19 protein-coding genes are annotated in these 17,173 nt (G+C 56.7%); 15 read left to right on the forward strand and 4 right to left on the reverse strand.

The window, feature by feature from the left end; genetic code table 11:
* Positions 1-73: 73 nt before the first annotated feature.
* Positions 74-1,078 carry a flagella biosynthesis regulator Flk gene (gene flk, locus ACT3IC_RS16090; protein WP_473478156.1) on the reverse strand — a complete coding sequence of 335 codons (1,005 nt, stop codon included), beginning with the start codon at positions 1,076-1,078 and terminating at the stop codon, positions 74-76.
* Between the two features lie 114 nt (positions 1,079-1,192).
* Here flk and pdxB point away from each other — a divergent pair, with 114 nt between their 5' ends.
* The 15 genes from pdxB (at position 1,193) to hisP (ending at position 15,251) form a co-directional block, all read left to right on the forward strand.
* Positions 1,193-2,329, forward strand: a complete 1,137-nt coding sequence (gene pdxB / locus ACT3IC_RS16095) for a 4-phosphoerythronate dehydrogenase PdxB (protein WP_159339632.1) — start codon at positions 1,193-1,195, stop codon at positions 2,327-2,329.
* 67 nt (positions 2,330-2,396) lie between these two features.
* Positions 2,397-3,410: an aspartate-semialdehyde dehydrogenase gene (locus ACT3IC_RS16100; RefSeq protein WP_159339631.1), complete on the forward strand. Its 1,014-nt coding sequence runs from the start codon at positions 2,397-2,399 to the stop codon at positions 3,408-3,410.
* The gene (gene truA, locus ACT3IC_RS16105; RefSeq protein ID WP_103180516.1) at positions 3,410-4,222 is read left to right on the forward strand and encodes a tRNA pseudouridine(38-40) synthase TruA; all 813 of its coding nucleotides are present in this window, start codon (positions 3,410-3,412) and stop codon (positions 4,220-4,222) included. Before ACT3IC_RS16100 ends, truA begins: the two co-directional genes overlap by 1 nt.
* A 28-nt stretch (positions 4,223-4,250) precedes the next feature.
* Complete coding sequence (locus ACT3IC_RS16110) at positions 4,251-4,910, forward strand: DedA family protein (protein ID WP_103180515.1); 660 nt, start codon at positions 4,251-4,253, stop codon at positions 4,908-4,910.
* A 142-nt stretch (positions 4,911-5,052) separates the two neighbouring features.
* Entirely contained in the window at positions 5,053-5,958 is a 906-nt protein-coding gene (gene accD, locus ACT3IC_RS16115; RefSeq protein WP_103825166.1) for an acetyl-CoA carboxylase, carboxyltransferase subunit beta, read from the forward strand.
* A 68-nt stretch (positions 5,959-6,026) separates the two neighbouring features.
* Entirely contained in the window at positions 6,027-7,295 is a 1,269-nt protein-coding gene (gene folC, locus ACT3IC_RS16120; protein ID WP_159339630.1) for a bifunctional tetrahydrofolate synthase/dihydrofolate synthase, read from the forward strand.
* Positions 7,285-7,989: a cell division protein DedD gene (gene dedD / locus ACT3IC_RS16125; protein WP_103181115.1), complete on the forward strand. Its 705-nt coding sequence runs from the start codon at positions 7,285-7,287 to the stop codon at positions 7,987-7,989. The genes folC and dedD overlap by 11 nt, the downstream gene beginning before the upstream one ends.
* 197 nt (positions 7,990-8,186) lie before the next feature.
* A complete protein-coding gene (cvpA, locus tag ACT3IC_RS16130) occupies positions 8,187-8,675 on the forward strand; it encodes a colicin V production protein (protein WP_039030950.1) in 489 nt (162 codons plus the stop codon).
* Between the two features lie 33 nt (positions 8,676-8,708).
* Entirely contained in the window at positions 8,709-10,226 is a 1,518-nt protein-coding gene (gene purF, locus ACT3IC_RS16135; protein ID WP_103180507.1) for an amidophosphoribosyltransferase, read from the forward strand.
* An 89-nt stretch (positions 10,227-10,315) separates the two neighbouring features.
* Positions 10,316-10,885: a UbiX family flavin prenyltransferase gene (locus tag ACT3IC_RS16140; RefSeq protein WP_103825163.1), complete on the forward strand. Its 570-nt coding sequence runs from the start codon at positions 10,316-10,318 to the stop codon at positions 10,883-10,885.
* A 297-nt stretch (positions 10,886-11,182) separates the two neighbouring features.
* Positions 11,183-11,965 (forward strand): lysine/arginine/ornithine ABC transporter substrate-binding protein ArgT, encoded by a 783-nt coding sequence (argT, locus tag ACT3IC_RS16145; RefSeq protein ID WP_473478160.1) that lies wholly within the window; start codon positions 11,183-11,185, stop codon positions 11,963-11,965.
* A gap of 241 nt (positions 11,966-12,206) precedes the next feature.
* Entirely contained in the window at positions 12,207-12,989 is a 783-nt protein-coding gene (gene hisJ / locus ACT3IC_RS16150) for a histidine ABC transporter substrate-binding protein HisJ (protein WP_032612831.1), read from the forward strand.
* Positions 12,990-13,072: 83 nt separating this feature from the next.
* Positions 13,073-13,759 (forward strand): histidine ABC transporter permease HisQ, encoded by a 687-nt coding sequence (locus tag ACT3IC_RS16155; protein ID WP_103180501.1) that lies wholly within the window; start codon positions 13,073-13,075, stop codon positions 13,757-13,759.
* Entirely contained in the window at positions 13,756-14,469 is a 714-nt protein-coding gene (gene hisM, locus ACT3IC_RS16160; protein ID WP_103180499.1) for a histidine ABC transporter permease HisM, read from the forward strand. Before ACT3IC_RS16155 ends, hisM begins: the two co-directional genes overlap by 4 nt.
* Positions 14,470-14,477: 8 nt before the next feature.
* Positions 14,478-15,251: a histidine ABC transporter ATP-binding protein HisP gene (hisP, locus tag ACT3IC_RS16165; protein ID WP_103181114.1), complete on the forward strand. Its 774-nt coding sequence runs from the start codon at positions 14,478-14,480 to the stop codon at positions 15,249-15,251.
* A gap of 74 nt (positions 15,252-15,325) precedes the next feature.
* Here hisP and ACT3IC_RS16170 read toward each other — a convergent pair whose 3' ends face one another.
* Genes ACT3IC_RS16170 through folX form a run of 3 tightly spaced genes read right to left on the reverse strand, consistent with a single transcriptional unit; the run spans position 15,326 to position 17,166 of the window.
* Entirely contained in the window at positions 15,326-15,835 is a 510-nt protein-coding gene (locus tag ACT3IC_RS16170; protein WP_473478164.1) for a GNAT family N-acetyltransferase, read from the reverse strand.
* Between the two features lie 55 nt (positions 15,836-15,890).
* Positions 15,891-16,784 (reverse strand): TIGR01777 family oxidoreductase, encoded by an 894-nt coding sequence (locus tag ACT3IC_RS16175; RefSeq protein WP_103180495.1) that lies wholly within the window; start codon positions 16,782-16,784, stop codon positions 15,891-15,893.
* A 19-nt stretch (positions 16,785-16,803) separates the two neighbouring features.
* The gene (folX, locus tag ACT3IC_RS16180) at positions 16,804-17,166 is read right to left on the reverse strand and encodes a dihydroneopterin triphosphate 2'-epimerase (RefSeq protein ID WP_103180493.1); all 363 of its coding nucleotides are present in this window, start codon (positions 17,164-17,166) and stop codon (positions 16,804-16,806) included.
* Positions 17,167-17,173 lie beyond the last annotated feature (7 nt).

Genomic DNA, 17,173 nt, shown 5'->3' on the forward strand with positions numbered 1-17,173 from the left:
GCGGCTGCGCCTTACCCGGCCTACAGTACGTGCTTTTGTAGGCCCGGTAAGCGGAGCGCTACCGGGCAAAACATCAGGCGACCAGCCAGAAAATCGCCAGCGCAATGATTAAGGCGATCAACATCAGTCCGGGACGGGCAGACAGCGTTCTGAAGGTTTCCACTACCGGGGCAAAGAGCGGGCTGTAGATCGGCTGGATATTGCGCACTTCCGTCACGCCAGCTTCACGCTCGGTGCGGCGGACGAAGATCTCGTTGAGCAGATCCTGTACCTGGGCGGTAGTCAGCACCGTCTGCGGCGTCGCCTGCCAGTTCTGCCGGGCATAGTCCTGAATGCTGTCCCACTCCTGGGCCTCCAGCGGCTGTTTCAGCGCGGCCTGCAGGGTGTGCAGGGTTGGCGCGCTTTGCGTGCTCAGCGTCTGGCGTGCCTGTAGCCAGGTGGCAAGGTGGGTAAACTGCCTGGCCGGGATTAACTCTCCCGCTTTCACCCCCGACAGTTCCAGCATCGACTGCCAGATGAGCTTGGTCGGCTCGCCCGTGGCGGCGGCAAGTTTGGTCACCATCTGCTTCAGCGTATTGTGTTCGGCTGGCAGCAGCGGGCGCTCCGTGGCCGGGCGCTGCTGTGGCTGCGGAATATTGAGCTGATTATTTTGCAGCAGCGTCAGCACCGTTTTGAGCTGATCGGGCGTCAGCTGGTTCAGGGCGGTCTGGCCATACTGCTGGCGAATAAAATCGCTGGCCGCCTGGCGGTTATTGCCCTGAGTCAGCAGCTCCGTCAACTGGGAGACCATCTGCCGGGTGGTGTGGTTTTGCTGGGCGGTGTTCAGGCGCTGGTTGAGGTTTTGCTCCGCAGCAGGGAAGTGGCGCGACAGCATGGGCGCATCATTCTTTAATCCCAGATCGTGTTTCACTCCGGCCCACACCTCCGCATTCTGCTGCGACGTCAGAGCGATTAACCGGGTGATCAGACGTTCCAGTACAGTGCGTTGCTGTGTGGAGAGGGGCTGTTCGCCCGCGACGTGGGATGGACGCGGGCCATCACCCGGAGGTTGTGGCGGCGTACCTGAAATGGGCTGCATCGGCAAAAAATCCTTAAAGTCGTTACTCATCGTTAACCAGGTTTACGTATATGCCTGGCGGCCAGATTATGGCACACTTGACAGGTTTTCTTCCTCTCAAACAGGTACTCAGACGTGAAAATCCTCGTTGATGAAAATATGCCTTACGCCCGCGAGCTGTTCAGCCGCCTGGGTGAGGTTAAGGCCGTTCCTGGACGTCCCATTCCGCTCGCCGAGCTGACTGATGCCGATGCCCTGATGGTGCGCTCGGTAACCAAAGTGAATGAGGCGCTGCTGTCTGGCAAAGGGATCAAATTTGTCGGCACGGCAACCGCAGGAACCGATCATGTGGATGACGCGTGGCTGAAGCAGGCCGGGATTGGCTTTTCCGCCGCACCGGGCTGTAACGCTATTGCCGTCGTGGAGTATGTTTTCTCCTCTCTGCTGATGCTGGCCGAGCGTGACGGGTTTACGCTCACCAGCCGGACCGTAGGCATTGTCGGTGTCGGTAACGTCGGCAGCCGCCTGCAAAAGCGCCTCGAGGCGTTAGGTATCCGCACGCTGCTGTGCGACCCGCCTCGCGCTGACCGTGGCGATGAAGGCGATTTCCGCAGCCTGGATGAGCTGGTGGCCGAGTGTGACGTGCTCACCTTCCATACGCCGCTGTTTAAAGACGGGCCGTATAAGACGCGCCATCTGGCAGACGACGCCCTGATTGGCCGCCTGAAACCGGGCACTATCCTGATTAATGCCTGCCGTGGCCCGGTGGTGGACAACGCGGCCCTGCTGCAGCGCCTGGAAACTGGTCAGGATCTGAGCGTGGTGCTGGACGTGTGGGAGCCGGAGCCGGATCTCAACGTGGCCCTGCTGGACAAAGTGGATATCGGTACCGCGCATATCGCCGGTTACACCCTCGAAGGTAAAGCCCGCGGCACCACCCAGGTGTTTGAGGCGTACAGCGCGTTTATCGGCAAATCCCAGCAGGTGGCGCTGGATACCCTTCTGCCAACCCCGGATTTTGGCCGCATCACCCTGCACGGCCCGCTGGATCAGGGAACGCTGAAAAGGCTGGTGCATTTAGTGTATGATGTGCGCCGCGATGACGCGCTGCTGCGAAAAGTAGCGGGTATACCGGGTGAGTTTGACAAGCTGCGTAAGCATTACGTTGAGCGCCGCGAATGGTCCTCTCTGTATGTGATGTGTGATGATCCTGCTGCGGCGTCGCTGCTGCATAAGCTGGGTTTCAACGCCGTTCATCACCCGGTTCGTTAATGTCTTCTTAATGCTCCCTGGCGGATACCCCGCCAGGGACGCTTTTTTATTTCTGGAGTAAACCACCATGTCTGAAGGCTGGAACATTGCCATACTGGGCGCAACGGGCGCCGTGGGCGAAGCCCTGCTCGAAACCCTTGCTGAGCGTCAGTTCCCGGTGGGCGACATCTATGCCCTGGCGCGTAATGAGAGCGCGGGCGAGCACCTGCGCTTTGCGGGTAAATCCGTCATGGTTCAGGATGCGGCTGAGTTCGACTGGACCCAGGCGCAGCTGGCCTTTTTCGCGGCCGGGGTCGACGCCTCCGCAGCATATATTGAAGAGGCCACCAACGCGGGCTGTCTGGTCATTGATTTAAGCGGCCTGTTTGCCCTTGAACCGGACGTGCCGCTGGTGGTGCCGGAGGTGAACCCCTTCGTGCTGGCCGACTACCGCAACCGTAACATCATCGCCGTCCCGGACAGCCTGACCAGCCAGCTGCTTAGCGCCCTGAAACCGCTCATCGACGAAGGTGGCTTGTCCCGTATCGCCGTAACCAGCCTGATGTCAGTCTCTGCCCGCGGTAAAAAAGCGGTGGATGCCCTGGCAGGGCAGAGCGCGAAGCTGCTGAATGGTATCCCGGTGGACGAAGAGGATTTCTTTGGCCGCCAGCTGGCGTTCAACATGCTGCCGCTGCTGCCGGATCGTGAAGGCAGCGTGCGCGAAGAGCGCCGTATCATCGATGAAGTGCGTAAGATCCTGCAGGACGACGGACTGATGATCTCCGCCAGCTGTGTGCAGTCACCGGTGTTCTACGGCCATGCCCAGATGGTGAGCTTTGAAGCCATGCGTCCGCTGGCTGCGGAAGAGGCGCGCGATGCCTTTGGCCGCGGCGAAGATATTGAACTGTCTGAAGAGCGCGAGTTCCCGACCCAGGTGGGCGACGCAACGGGCAACGCGCGTCTCTCCATTGGCTGTGTACGTAACGATTACGGTATGCCGGAGCAGATCCAGTTCTGGTCGGTCGCCGATAACGTGCGTTTCGGCGGCGCGCTGATGGCGGTGAAAATCGCTGAAAAACTGGTGCAGGAGTATCTCTACTGATGTCTGAAGTGGAGCAAAAGCCCGTTCATAAGATTGCCCTCGGCATTGAGTACGATGGCAGTAAATATTATGGCTGGCAGCGTCAGAATGAGGTGCGCAGCGTCCAGGAAAAGCTGGAAAAAGCGCTCTCTCAGGTGGCGAATGAGCCCATCAATGTCCTGTGCGCGGGGCGTACCGACGCCGGTGTCCATGGTACGGGGCAGGTGGTGCATTTTGAAACCACCGCCGTGCGTAAAGACGCGGCCTGGACGCTGGGGGTAAATGCGAATTTGCCTGGTGACATCGCGGTACGTTGGGTCAAAAATGTGCCGGATGATTTTCATGCGCGGTTCAGCGCCACCGCGCGCCGCTACCGCTATATCATCTATAACCAGCGTCTTCGTCCGGCGGTGTTAGGCCAGGGCGTCACCCATTTTTACGAGCCGCTGGATGCCGATCGCATGCACCGCGCGGCGCAGGCATTGATTGGCGAAAACGACTTCACCTCGTTCCGTGCCGTGCAGTGCCAGTCTCGCACGCCGTGGCGCAACGTGATGCACATTAACGTCAGTCGGCATGGCGCGTATGTGGTGGTGGATATCAAAGCGAATGCCTTTGTTCATCATATGGTCAGGAATATTACAGGCAGCCTGATGGAAGTAGGCGCCGGACACCAGCCGGAGAGCTGGATTGCAGAGTTGCTGGCGGCGAAGGACAGAACGCTGGCGGCAGCAACGGCGAAAGCGGAAGGGCTCTATCTGGTCTCGGTCGATTACCCGGATCGGTTTGACCTTCCAAAACCGCCAATGGGCCCGCTGTTCTTAGCGGACTGATAGCCGTGGCAATAAAGGTTTAGACAATATGGATTTAATTCGCTTTCTGATCGATTTCATTCTGCATATCGATGTGCACCTGGCAGAGCTGGTCGCTGATTATGGCGTCTGGGTGTATGCCATTCTGTTCCTGATCCTGTTTTGCGAAACCGGGCTGGTGGTGACGCCCTTCTTACCGGGCGATTCACTGCTGTTCGTGGCGGGCGCGCTGGCGTCGCTGGAGACCAACGACCTTAACGTTCACCTGATGGTGGTGTTAATGCTGATTGCCGCCATCCTTGGCGATGCGGTGAACTACACTATAGGGCGGCTGTTCGGCGAGCGGTTATTTAGTAACCCGGACTCGAAGATTTTCCGTCGCAGCTATCTCGATAAAACCCATGCGTTTTATGAGAAACACGGCGGTAAGACCATCATTCTCGCGCGCTTTGTGCCCATCGTCAGAACCTTTGCCCCGTTTGTTGCGGGTATGGGTCATATGTCGTACCGTCAGTTCGCGCTCTATAACGTCACCGGTGCGCTGCTGTGGGTGCTGAGCTTTACCTACGCGGGCTATTTCTTCGGGACCATTCCTATGATCCAGGAAAACCTTAAGTTGCTGATCGTAGGGATTATTGTGGTTTCCATTCTGCCGGGCGTTATCGAAGTGATTCGTCACCGTCGCGCGGCGGCAAAACAAGTAAAATAAAGGCACGACTGCGGTTCGACCACTTTTTTATCCAAAGTTTCGGGCTGTTATGTTTTAATGTGCAACATTCATGGTCTGCCGGGGGCAAAAATGGCATTATGCGCCCCTTGCAGCAAACCTGGTTCAGGCAGAAAGGTTATCAATGAGCTGGATTGAACGAATTAAAAGCAATATCACCCCAACCCGCAAAGCGAGTATTCCTGAAGGGGTGTGGACTAAATGTGACAGCTGTGGCCAGGTCCTGTACCGCGCCGAACTGGAGCGTAATCTCGAAGTTTGTCCGAAGTGCGATCACCACATGCGTATGTCGGCGCGTAACCGCCTGCATAGCCTGCTGGATGAAGGTTCTCTGGTTGAACTGGGTAGCGAGCTTGAGCCGAAAGATGTGCTGAAGTTCCGTGACTCCAAGAAATACAAAGATCGTCTGGCCTCTGCGCAAAAAGAGACCGGCGAGAAAGATGCCCTGGTGGTGATGAAAGGCACTCTGCACGAGATGCCGGTTGTCGCGGCGGCGTTTGAGTTCTCCTTTATGGGCGGCTCAATGGGCTCCGTAGTGGGCGCGCGCTTCGTGCGTGCCGTTGAGCAGGCGCTGGAAGACAACTGTCCGCTGATCTGCTTCTCCGCCTCCGGTGGTGCCCGTATGCAGGAAGCGCTGATGTCGCTGATGCAGATGGCAAAAACCTCCGCAGCGCTGGCGAAAATGCAGGAGCGCGGTCTGCCGTACATCTCTGTGCTGACCGACCCAACCATGGGCGGCGTATCGGCAAGTTTTGCGATGCTGGGCGATCTGAACATCGCTGAACCGAAAGCGCTGATCGGCTTTGCCGGCCCGCGCGTTATTGAACAAACGGTACGTGAAAAGCTGCCGCCGGGCTTCCAGCGCAGTGAGTTCCTTATCGAGAAAGGCGCTATCGACATGATCGTTCGCCGTCCGGAAATGCGCCTGAAACTGGCCAGCATTCTGGCGAAGCTGATGAATCTGCCGTCGCCGAGCCCGGATGAGCCGCGCGAAGGCGTGGTGGTACCGGATCAGGAACCCGAGGCCTGATAACTGAAAAGGGCAGGGCCAGTGGCGCTGCCCTTTTGCTTTCTAACCGTAACTGAAAAGCGCGCAACATGGAAAATATTACTCTTCCCCAAGCCACGTCGCCTCTGGCCGCGTGGCTTTCTTATCTGGAAAACCTGCACAGTAAAGCCATCGACATGGGACTTGAGCGCGTCAGCCTGGTCGCGGCGCGCCTTGATGTTCTGAAACCGGCTCCCTTTGTCTTCACCGTGGCGGGTACCAACGGCAAAGGCACCACCTGCCGCACCCTGGAAGCGATGCTGATGGCGGCAGGCTACAAAGTAGGGGTCTACAGCTCACCTCATCTGGTGCGCTATACCGAGCGCGTGCGGGTACAGAATGCGGAGCTGGCTGAATCCGCGCACACCGCCTCGTTTGCGGAGATCGAAGCCGCGCGCGGCGATATTTCGCTGACCTATTTTGAATATGGCACCCTGTCGGCGCTGTGGCTCTTTAAGCAGGCGCAGCTGGACGTGGTGATCCTCGAGGTCGGGTTAGGCGGACGTCTGGATGCCACTAATATTGTCGACCCGGATGTGGCGGTAATCACCAGCATCGCGCTGGATCATACCGACTGGCTGGGGCCCGATCGCGAGAGCATTGGCCGTGAAAAAGCCGGTATTTTCCGCCCGGGCAAACCGGCTATCGTCGGCGAACCCGATATGCCGCACACTATTGCTGACGTGGCGCAGGAGAAAGGGGCGCTGTTGCAGCGCCGTGACGTCGACTGGCGCTACAGCGTGACGGAAAGCGGCTGGCGCTTTGAAGACGCGGCGGGCGCGCTGGATAACCTGCCGCTGCCCCAGGTACCGCAGCCGAATGCTGCGACGGCGCTGGCCGCACTGCGCGCCAGTGGTCTGGCGGTAGAGGAGCAGGCGATGCGCGACGGCATTCAGCATGCGATTCTGCCGGGGCGTTTCCAGATAGTCAGCGAATCACCGCGTCTGATTCTGGATGTGGCGCATAACCCCCATGCCGCGGCGTATCTCGCAGGGCGTCTCAAATCATTGCCAAAAACCGGGCGCGTGCTGGCGGTTATCGGTATGCTTCATGATAAAGATATTGGCGGCACGCTGGCCTGCATGGAGAGTGTGGTCGATAGCTGGTATTGTGCCCCTCTGGAAGGCCCACGCGGGGCGACTGCCGAACAGTTAATGGCGCATCTCGGCGCAGGGCAGCGCTTTGATAGCGTGGCGCAGGCCTGGCGGGCGGCGATGGCCGATGCCAGACCAGAAGATACCGTGCTGGTGTGTGGTTCGTTCCACACGGTGGCACATGTCATGGACGTAATGGATGCGGGGAGAACCGGTGGCAAGTAAGTTTCAGAACCGTTTAGCAGGCACCATTGTGCTGGTGGCGCTGGGGGTGATTATTCTCCCCGGGCTGCTTGATGGACAGAAAAAACATTATCAGGATGAGTTTGCGGCGATCCCGCTGGTGCCGAAACCGGGCGATCGGGATGAGCCGGACATGCTCCCGGCAACACAGGCTCTGCCTGCACAGCCACCAGAAGGGGCGGCTGAAGAGGTGCGCGCGGGCGATGCCGCGGCGCCATCGTTAGATCCGGCGCGTCTGGCAGCCGGAAACAACAACGAGCTGGATCCCGTTCCGGCGCCGGTTGAGCAGTACGCGCCAAAACCGGTGCAAAAACCGAAACCGGTTGAGAAGCCGCAGCCGAAACCGCAGCGCGATAACACCAGCCAGCAGCTGGCGGCGGCGACAGAAACCCCACCGGCCAAACCGGCGGCAGAAGAGAAACCGGCCCCGACCGGTAAAGCCTACGTTGTGCAGCTCGGTGCCCTGAAAAACGCCGATAAGGTCAACGAGGTGGTGGCCAAACTCCGTGGTGCGGGGTATCGCGTTTACACTTCACCTACCACACCGGTACAGGGTAAAATCACCCGTATTCTCGTAGGGCCGGATGCGTCGAGAGACAAGCTGAAGGGATCGCTTGGAGAGCTGAATAAACTCTCTGGTTTGAGCGGCGTGGTGATGAATTACAGCGTGAACTGAGGGTTTCTCTCGTTTACGGGATAAGGCAAAAACAGGCGCAGCAGATTGCCTGAGAAGGTAACCCGCCTGGGGCGCTGAATATTTTTTCAGCGCTTTTTTTATTTACGCGCGGGAAGGAAATCCCTACGCAAACGTTTTCTTTTTCTGTTAGAATTCGCCCCGAACTGGATGACAGGGCGTTTGATCGTGGGACACATATGGTCTGGATTGATTACGCCATCATTGCGGTGATAGGTTTTTCCTGTCTGGTTAGCCTGATCCGTGGCTTTGTTCGTGAAGCGTTATCGCTGGTAACCTGGGGCTGTGCCTTCTTTGTTGCCAGTCATTACTACACTTACCTGTCTGTCTGGTTCACGGGCTTTGAAGATGAACTGGTTCGAAATGGGATTGCCATCGCGGTGCTGTTTATCGCGACGCTGATTGTCGGCGCCATTGTTAACTACGTGATTGGCCAGCTGGTCGAGAAAACCGGGTTGTCAGGAACGGACAGGGTGCTGGGGATCTGTTTCGGGGCGTTGCGAGGCGCGCTGATTGTTGCCGCGATACTATTCTTCCTTGATACCTTTACCGGGTTCTCAAAAAGTGAAGACTGGCAGAAATCGCAGCTTATCCCGCAGTTCAGCTTCATCATCAGATGGTTCTTTGACTATCTGCAAAGCTCGTCGAGTTTTTTGCCCAGGGCATAAACCCTGAGATGTGGCTTAACGAGGAAATGACGAATGTGCGGTATTGTCGGTATCGCCGGTTTCATGCCGGTAAACCAGTCTATTTATGACGCATTATCGGTGCTTCAGCACCGTGGGCAGGATGCTGCGGGTATCATCACCATTGATGCACACAACTGCTTCCGTTTACGTAAGGCCAACGGCCTGGTAAACGATGTGTTCGAAGCCCGCCATATGCAGCGTCTTCAAGGCAACATGGGTATTGGTCACGTTCGTTACCCGACTGCTGGCAGTTCCAGCGCCTCTGAAGCTCAGCCGTTCTACGTTAACTCGCCGTATGGCATCACGCTTGCCCACAACGGCAACCTGACCAATGCTCACGAGCTGCGTAAGAAGCTGTTTGAAGAGAAGCGTCGTCACATTAACACCACTTCTGACTCTGAAATCCTGCTCAACGTCTTTGCCAGCGAGCTGGATAACTTCCGCCACTATCCGCTGGAAGCTGACAACATTTTTGCCGCGGTAGCCGCCACTAACCGCCTGATCCGTGGCGCTTATGCCTGCGTCGCGATGATTATCGGCCACGGTATGGTCGCCTTCCGCGATCCTAACGGCATCCGCCCGCTGGTGCTGGGCAAGCGCGATATTGGCGATGGCCGCACCGAGTATATGGTCGCCTCCGAAAGCGTGGCGCTGGATACCCTGGGCTTTGAGTTCCTGCGTGACGTCGCACCTGGCGAAGCGGTCTACATCACCGAGAAAGGCCAGCTGTTTACCCGTCAGTGCGCAGAGAATCCGGTCAGCAATCCGTGCCTGTTCGAGTACGTCTACTTCGCTCGCCCGGACTCTTTCATCGACAAAATCTCCGTCTACAGCGCCCGCGTCAATATGGGAACCAAGCTCGGCGAGAAGATTGCACGCGAGTGGGAAGACCTGGATATCGACGTGGTGATCCCTATCCCGGAAACCTCCTGCGATATCGCCCTGGAGATGGCGCGTATTCTGGGTAAACCTTACCGCCAGGGATTCGTGAAGAACCGCTACGTTGGCCGCACCTTTATCATGCCGGGCCAGCAGCTGCGCCGTAAATCGGTGCGCCGCAAGCTGAATGCCAACCGCGCCGAGTTCCGCGATAAGAACGTGCTGCTGGTGGATGACTCCATCGTGCGCGGCACCACCTCTGAGCAGATTATCGAGATGGCCCGTGAAGCGGGTGCGAAGAAGGTCTATCTGGCCTCTGCGGCACCGGAAATTCGCTTCCCGAACGTGTATGGCATCGATATGCCTACCGCCAACGAGCTGATTGCCCACGGTCGTGAAGTGGATGAGATCCGCCAGATCATCGGTGCCGACGGCCTGATTTTCCAGGATCTGAACGATCTGATCGACGCGGTGCGCGCCGAGAACCCGGATATTCAGCAGTTCGAGTGCTCGGTGTTTAACGGTATCTACGTCACCAAAGATGTGGATCAGGGCTACCTGGACTACCTCGATTCACTGCGCAACGACGACGCGAAAGCCGTCCAGCTGGCGAACGATCTCGAAAGTTTAGAGATGCATAACGAAGGTTAAGCACTATCGCAGGCGAGGGCATCTGCCCTCGCTTGCAACTCCCGCCAAAATCCTGCACAGTCAGCCCTGTAACAGAAAGGGCGAACATCATGAAACGATTAATTGTAGGGATCTCAGGGGCCAGCGGCGCGATTTACGGTGTCCGTTTGTTGCAGGTATTGCGCGACGTCGCCGAGGTTGAAACGCATCTGGTGATGAGCCAGGCTGCGCGTCAGACCCTCTCTCTCGAAACCGATTACTCCCTGCGTGACGTTCAGGCGCTGGCCGATGTGGTGCATGACGCGCGCGATATCGCCGCCAGCATCTCCTCCGGGTCGTTTAAAACGGCGGGCATGGTGATCCTGCCCTGTTCCATCAAAACTCTCTCTGGCATCGTCAACAGTTATACCGATACGCTGGTGACCCGTGCGGCCGATGTGATATTAAAAGAGCGTCGCCCGCTGGTATTGTGCGTGCGCGAAACCCCGCTGCATCTGGGCCATCTACGCCTGATGACCCAGGCCGCTGAACTGGGGGCGGTGATCATGCCGCCGGTGCCGGCGTTTTATCACCGTCCGCAAAGCCTGGATGATGTGATTAATCAGACCGTAAACCGGGTGCTCGATCAGTTCGACATTGACCTGCCGGACGATCTCTTTACCCGCTGGCAGGGCGCCTGACGGTAAGGCTGTTCTGCCAGAGTGCATTTCACCGCAACGTGCCCTGTTTCAGGGCAATTCTGCAACAGCGATCATATCCTCAACATTTAATTCCTTTTTTCCTTTCCAGGCACTGCGGTTCGTTTGGCAGACCTGCTATCTTTCACCATTAAGGTAATCCTGCAACCTTTCATTAACATATTTAACGCCGTAATTTTGCGTTATCTGCAATATGGCATAAGACCTGCAAGAGATTGCCTGCAACAACACACAACACAATCTATTACATAAGAAAATCACGACACTTGAGGGTAATGTATGAAGAAGACGGTTCTGGCTCTGTCTTTGCTGGTGGGATTAAGCGCTGCGGCAAGCAGCTTTGCGGCGCTCCCACAGAACGTACGTATCGGTACAGACGCAACCTATGCCCCGTTCTCATCGAAAGATGCGAAGGGGGATTTCGTTGGGTTTGATATCGACCTGGGAAATGAGATGTGCAAACGCATGTCCGTGAAATGTACCTGGGTGGGCAGCGACTTCGACGCGCTGATCCCGTCTCTGAAAGCCAAGAAGATTGACGCGATCATCTCCTCGCTCTCGATTACCGAAAAGCGTCAGCAGGAGATCGCCTTCTCTGAGAAACTTTACGCGGCGGATTCACGTCTGATTGCGGCGAAAGGCTCCCCAATCCAGCCAACCATTGACTCGCTGAAAGGCAAGCATGTAGGCGTTCTGCAGGGCTCAACGCAGGAAGGCTATGCGAACGCCAACTGGCGTGAGAAGGGCGTGGATGTAGTGGCGTACCAGAACCAGGATCTGATCTATTCCGATCTGGCGGCAGGGCGTCTGGATGCGGCTTTCCAGGATGAAGTCGCCGCGAGCGAAGGCTTCCTGAAACAACCGGCGGGCAAAGAGTTTGCCTTTGCTGGCCCGTCAGTCAAAGACAAAAAATATTTCGGCGACGGCACCGGGATCGGCCTGCGTAAAGACGATGCCGAGCTGAAGGCGGCCTTTGACAAAGCTTTCACTGAACTGCGTAAAGACGGTACCTACGACAAACTGGCGAAGAAATACTTCGACTTCAATGTTTACGGCGGCTAACCGGAACTGACGGGTGCGCACCATAATGGCTCCCCGTTATGGTGCGACAATGGCCTTTGCGAACCAGGATGGTGCAAATCGTGCGCTGTGTTGGTTATAAAGTGAATAGTTAAGCACTCGCAATGCACTTTTTCGCGCTTGCCGGGCATAATCTTTTGCCTTGCCGCGGCGATTAGTGGCACATTAAAGGCGCCCCGTCGGCGTTAAAATCCCGTAAGAAGACAGTCTGTTGAGGATAGATATGAAAAAACTGGTTTTGTCACTTTCTCTGGCTCTGGCCTTTTCCAGCGCTACCGCGGCATTTGCAGCAATTCCGCAAAAAGTTCGTATTGGTACTGACCCGACTTATGCCCCCTTCGAATCGAAGAATGCGCAGGGTGAACTGGTAGGTTTTGATATCGATTTGGCTAAAGAGCTGTGCAAACGTATCAAAACAGAGTGTACCTTCGTTGAAAACCCACTGGATGCGCTGATCCCTTCGCTGAAAGCGAAAAAAATTGATGCCATTATGTCTTCCCTCTCTATCACCGAAAAACGCCAGCAGGAGATTGCCTTTACCGACAAGCTTTATGCAGCGGACTCGCGTCTGGTGGTAGCGAAATCTTCCGATATTCAGCCAACCCTTGAATCCCTGAAAGGTAAACGTGTGGGCGTGCTGCAGGGCACCACTCAGGAGACCTTCGGCAACGAGCACTGGGCACCGAAAGGAATTGAAATCGTCTCTTACCAGGGCCAGGAGAATATCTACGCTGACCTGACTGCGGGCCGTATTGACGCCGCCTTCCAGGATGAAGTGGCAGCCAGCGAAGGCTTCCTGAAACAGCCGGTTGGTAAAGATTACAAGTTTGGCGGTCCGTCCATCAAGGATGAGAAACTCTTCGGCGTGGGCACCGGTATGGGTCTGCGTAAAGAGGATAACGAACTGCGTGAAGCGCTGAACAAAGCCTTTGCTGAAATGCGCGCCGACGGCACTTACGAAAAACTGGCGAAGAAATACTTCGACTTTGATGTCTACGGTGGTTAATCCCTCCACTTAATAACGTGCGGCCCCTTCCGTCCAGGGAGGGGAAAAGACACGGCTACACCACTCACGACAGGGCAGGCGGTATGCTGTACGGATTTTCTGGCGTAATTTTACAAGGCGCATTGGTCACCCTTGAACTGGCTCTCAGTTCAGTGGTGCTGGCCGTGTTGATAGGCCTTGCAGGCGCGGGCGCGAAGCTCTCTGCGAATCGGGCGATGGCGCTGCTGTTTGAGGGCTATACCACCCTGATCCGCGGGGTGCCTGACCTGGTGCTGATGCTGCTGATCTTCTACGGTCTGCAAATCGCCCTTAACGGCATTACGGATGCCATCGGTATGGCGCAGATTGATATCGATCCGATGGTGGCCGGTATCATCACCCTGGGCTTTATCTATGGCGCCTATTTTACCGAAACCTTCCGCGGGGCCTATCTCGCGGTGCCGAAAGGGCATATCGAAGCGGCTACGGCCTTCGGGTTTACCTCCTCACAGACGTTTCGCCGCATTATGTTTCCGGCCATGATGCGCTTTGCGCTGCCGGGAATTGGTAACAACTGGCAGGTTATCCTCAAAGCAACGGCGCTGGTCTCCTTACTGGGGCTGGAAGATGTGGTAAAAGCCACGCAGCTGGCAGGCAAAAGCACCTGGGAGCCGTTCTACTTCGCGATTGTCTGCGGGGTGATTTATCTGGTGTTTACCACCGTCTCCAATGGCGTGCTGCTCCTGCTCGAACGGCGCTATTCCGTGGGTGTGAAGAGGGCTGACCTGTGATCGAAATTATTCAGGAATACTGGAAATCCCTGCTGTGGACCGACGGATACCGTTTTACAGGTGTGGCGATCACCCTCTGGCTGCTGATTTCTTCTGTGGTAATGGGCGGGATCCTGGCGATTTTCCTCGCCATTGGCCGCGTCTCCAGCAACAAATATATTCGCTTCCCCATCTGGCTGTTTACCTACGTGTTCCGCGGTACGCCGCTCTATGTGCAGCTGCTGGTCTTCTACTCCGGGATGTACACGCTGGAAATCGTCAAAGGCACCGAGATGCTGAACGCGTTCTTCCGTAGCGGGCTGAACTGTACCGTGCTGGCGTTAACGCTCAACACCTGCGCCTACACCACCGAGATCTTTGCCGGCGCGATCCGCTCCGTGCCGCACGGTGAAATTGAGGCGGCGCGGGCGTATGGCTTCTCTTCGGTGAAGCTCTATCGCTGCATTATTCTGCCGTCGGCGCTGCGTATTGCGCTGCCTGCCTACAGCAACGAAGTGATTTTAATGCTGCACTCCACCGCGCTGGCCTTTACCGCTACCGTGCCGGACCTGCTGAAGATTGCCCGTGATATTAACTCGGCGACCTATCAGCCCTTTACCGCCTTCGGGATCGCGGCAGTGCTCTATTTAATCATCTCTTATGTCCTGATTAGCCTGTTCCGCAAAGCGGAAAAACGCTGGTTGCAGCATGTCAAACCTTCGACGCACTGAGAATGAAGATGGCTGAGAACAAATTAAACGTTATCGATTTGCACAAACGCTACGGCGAACATGAAGTGCTGAAAGGGGTGTCGCTGCAGGCTAATGCGGGCGATGTGATCAGTATTATCGGCTCCTCAGGGTCGGGTAAAAGTACCTTCCTGCGCTGCATTAACTTTCTTGAAAAGCCGAGTGCCGGCTCGATTGTGGTCAGCGGTGAGAACATCAATCTGGTGCAGGACAAAGACGGTCAGCTGAAGGTGGCGGATAAACACCAGCTTCGTCTGCTGCGTACTCGTCTGACGATGGTGTTCCAGCACTTTAACCTTTGGAGTCACATGACGGTGCTGGAGAACGTCATGGAAGCGCCGGTGCAGGTGCTGGGCTTAAGCAAGCAGGAAGCCCGTACCCGGGCGGAGAAATACCTGGCGAAAGTGGGTATCGACGAACGCCAGCAGATGAAATACCCGGTGCATCTCTCCGGCGGTCAGCAGCAGCGTGTCTCTATCGCCCGTGCGCTGGCGATGGAGCCGGAAGTGTTGCTCTTTGACGAACCTACCTCCGCGCTCGATCCCGAGCTGGTGGGGGAAGTGCTGCGCATCATGCAGCAGCTCGCTGAAGAGGGGAAAACCATGGTGGTGGTAACTCACGAGATGGGCTTTGCCCGTAACGTCTCCAACCACGTGATTTTCCTCCATCAGGGCGTAATCGAAGAGCAGGGGCATCCGGATGAGGTGCTGGCCAACCCGAAGAGCCCGCGTCTGCAGCAGTTCCTTAAGGGATCGTTGAAGTAGTTTGTTGCCCGGTGGCGCTACGCTTACCGGGCCTACAAAACCGTAGGCCGGGCAAACGTAGTGCCGCCCGGCATTCAGGCCGCACTTACCTCCAGTCGGTACACCCAGTCGTCATACCGCACGCCGTTAATCTCATATGCCTGCTCAAGTACCTGGGTGCGCATGAAACCCGCTTTCTCTAACACCCGCACCGATCCGCCGTTGTCCGCCAGCACATATGCGTTAATCGCTTTTACGCCCACCCGGATAAACGCATATTCACACACGGCACGCAGCGCCTCGCAGGCTATTCCCTGGCCCTGGGCGGCGGCAATCACGGTGTAACCAATATCGGCCTCTTCAGGGTAGTGGGAGCTGATTTGCAGGCCAATATCCCCGAGCGGGGTGGCATCATCATGGACGCGGATCACAAAGGTGTGCGGGGCGGTAAGACGGGCGGCAAACAGGCGTCGGATCTCTTTTTCCGGGGCGATCGCGTCCATATAGCGCATGATCTCCGGCGCTTCACGCAGCCTGTGGAAAAAAGGCCAGTCGGCGGGCTCAAAAGGGGAGAGCGTCAGCCGGGGAGTGGTAATGGTTGCCATCAAAGCGCCTTGAACAGGGAGCGAATATAACAAATTAACATCTGACAGGGTAAATTTAACCTACCACATCTCCCAGGGCCTCTTCTAAGTCATACCACCTGAAAGCAAAGCCGGAGGCTTCCAGGCGCTTCGGCAGCGCGCGCTGGCCACCCAGCACCAGCACGGAGGATTCCCCCATCAGCAGCCGGATAGCGGTGGCGGGCGCGCGAACTACGGCAGGGCGATGCACCGCATGGCCCAGGGCATGGGCAAACTGCTCGTTACGCACCGGGTAGGGGGAGACCATATTGAACGGGCCGCGCAGATCGTTATCCAGCAGCCAGAGAATGCCGTTGACCATATCGTCGATATGGATCCACGCCAGGTACTGACGCCCGTTACCGACCGGGCCGCCAAGACCCAGCTTAAATACCGGCAGCATTTTTCCGAGAATCCCGCCTTTGGGGGCCAGCACCACGCCGGTGCGCAACAGGCATACGCGGGTCTTTTCGCTCTGGGCACCGCAGGCAATCTGCTCCCAGCGGGCGCACAGCTTATGGGTAAATTCATTGTGCGGCGGCTCCTCTTCGGTCACCACCACCTCGCCTAAATCGCCGTAATAACCTGAAGCCGAACCGGAGATAAAGACCGAGGGCGGCGTGTCGCTGGCCTTAACCATATCGACCAGCCGCTGGGTGATGTTCCAGCGACTGTTGCACAGACGCTGTTTATGCTCTTTTGTCCAGCGCTTGTCGGCGATGGGCTCGCCTGCAAGATTGATGACGGCATCAAAGCCGTTGAGATCCTGGTGCTCCGTCAGCCCTTTCCAGATATCGATGCCGGAGCCGAGAAGCTGGCGCGCCTTCTCAGGGCTGCGCGTGACCACAGTCAGCTCATGGCCCAATACCTGCAAACGTGGGATTAAATGCCGGCCAATCAGGCCGGTGCCGCCGGTTACCAGGATCTTCATACCACCTCCAGGGTTGCGCTTAGCGTTGCCAGCTTAACGTCATCGAGACGGAGTCGGCGTAGCGCAGCGCGTGAAGTTTATCGATCTCGACTTCAGCATAGGTGACCCAGTGATGTTCGCGTGCGATATCCAGCACATCCTGAGTTAATTTTTCCAGCAAAGAGAAACGGTTATTCTCCACCAGATGAATAATGCTTTTGGTAATGGTGCGATAGTTCAGCGCATCATTAATGTCTTCACTGGCGCGGGCTTTGTCTGCCGGATAGTGGATCGTCACGTTAATAACGATATCCTGGCGATTAGCACGCTCCTCCTCTTTGATTCCAATAAAGGTGCGCAGGCGTAAATTTTTAATACGAATAATTGCGTCTTGCTGGGACATTGCAGGC

The sequence above is a fragment of the Leclercia sp. GHBNCSD genome, from assembly GCF_055805075.1.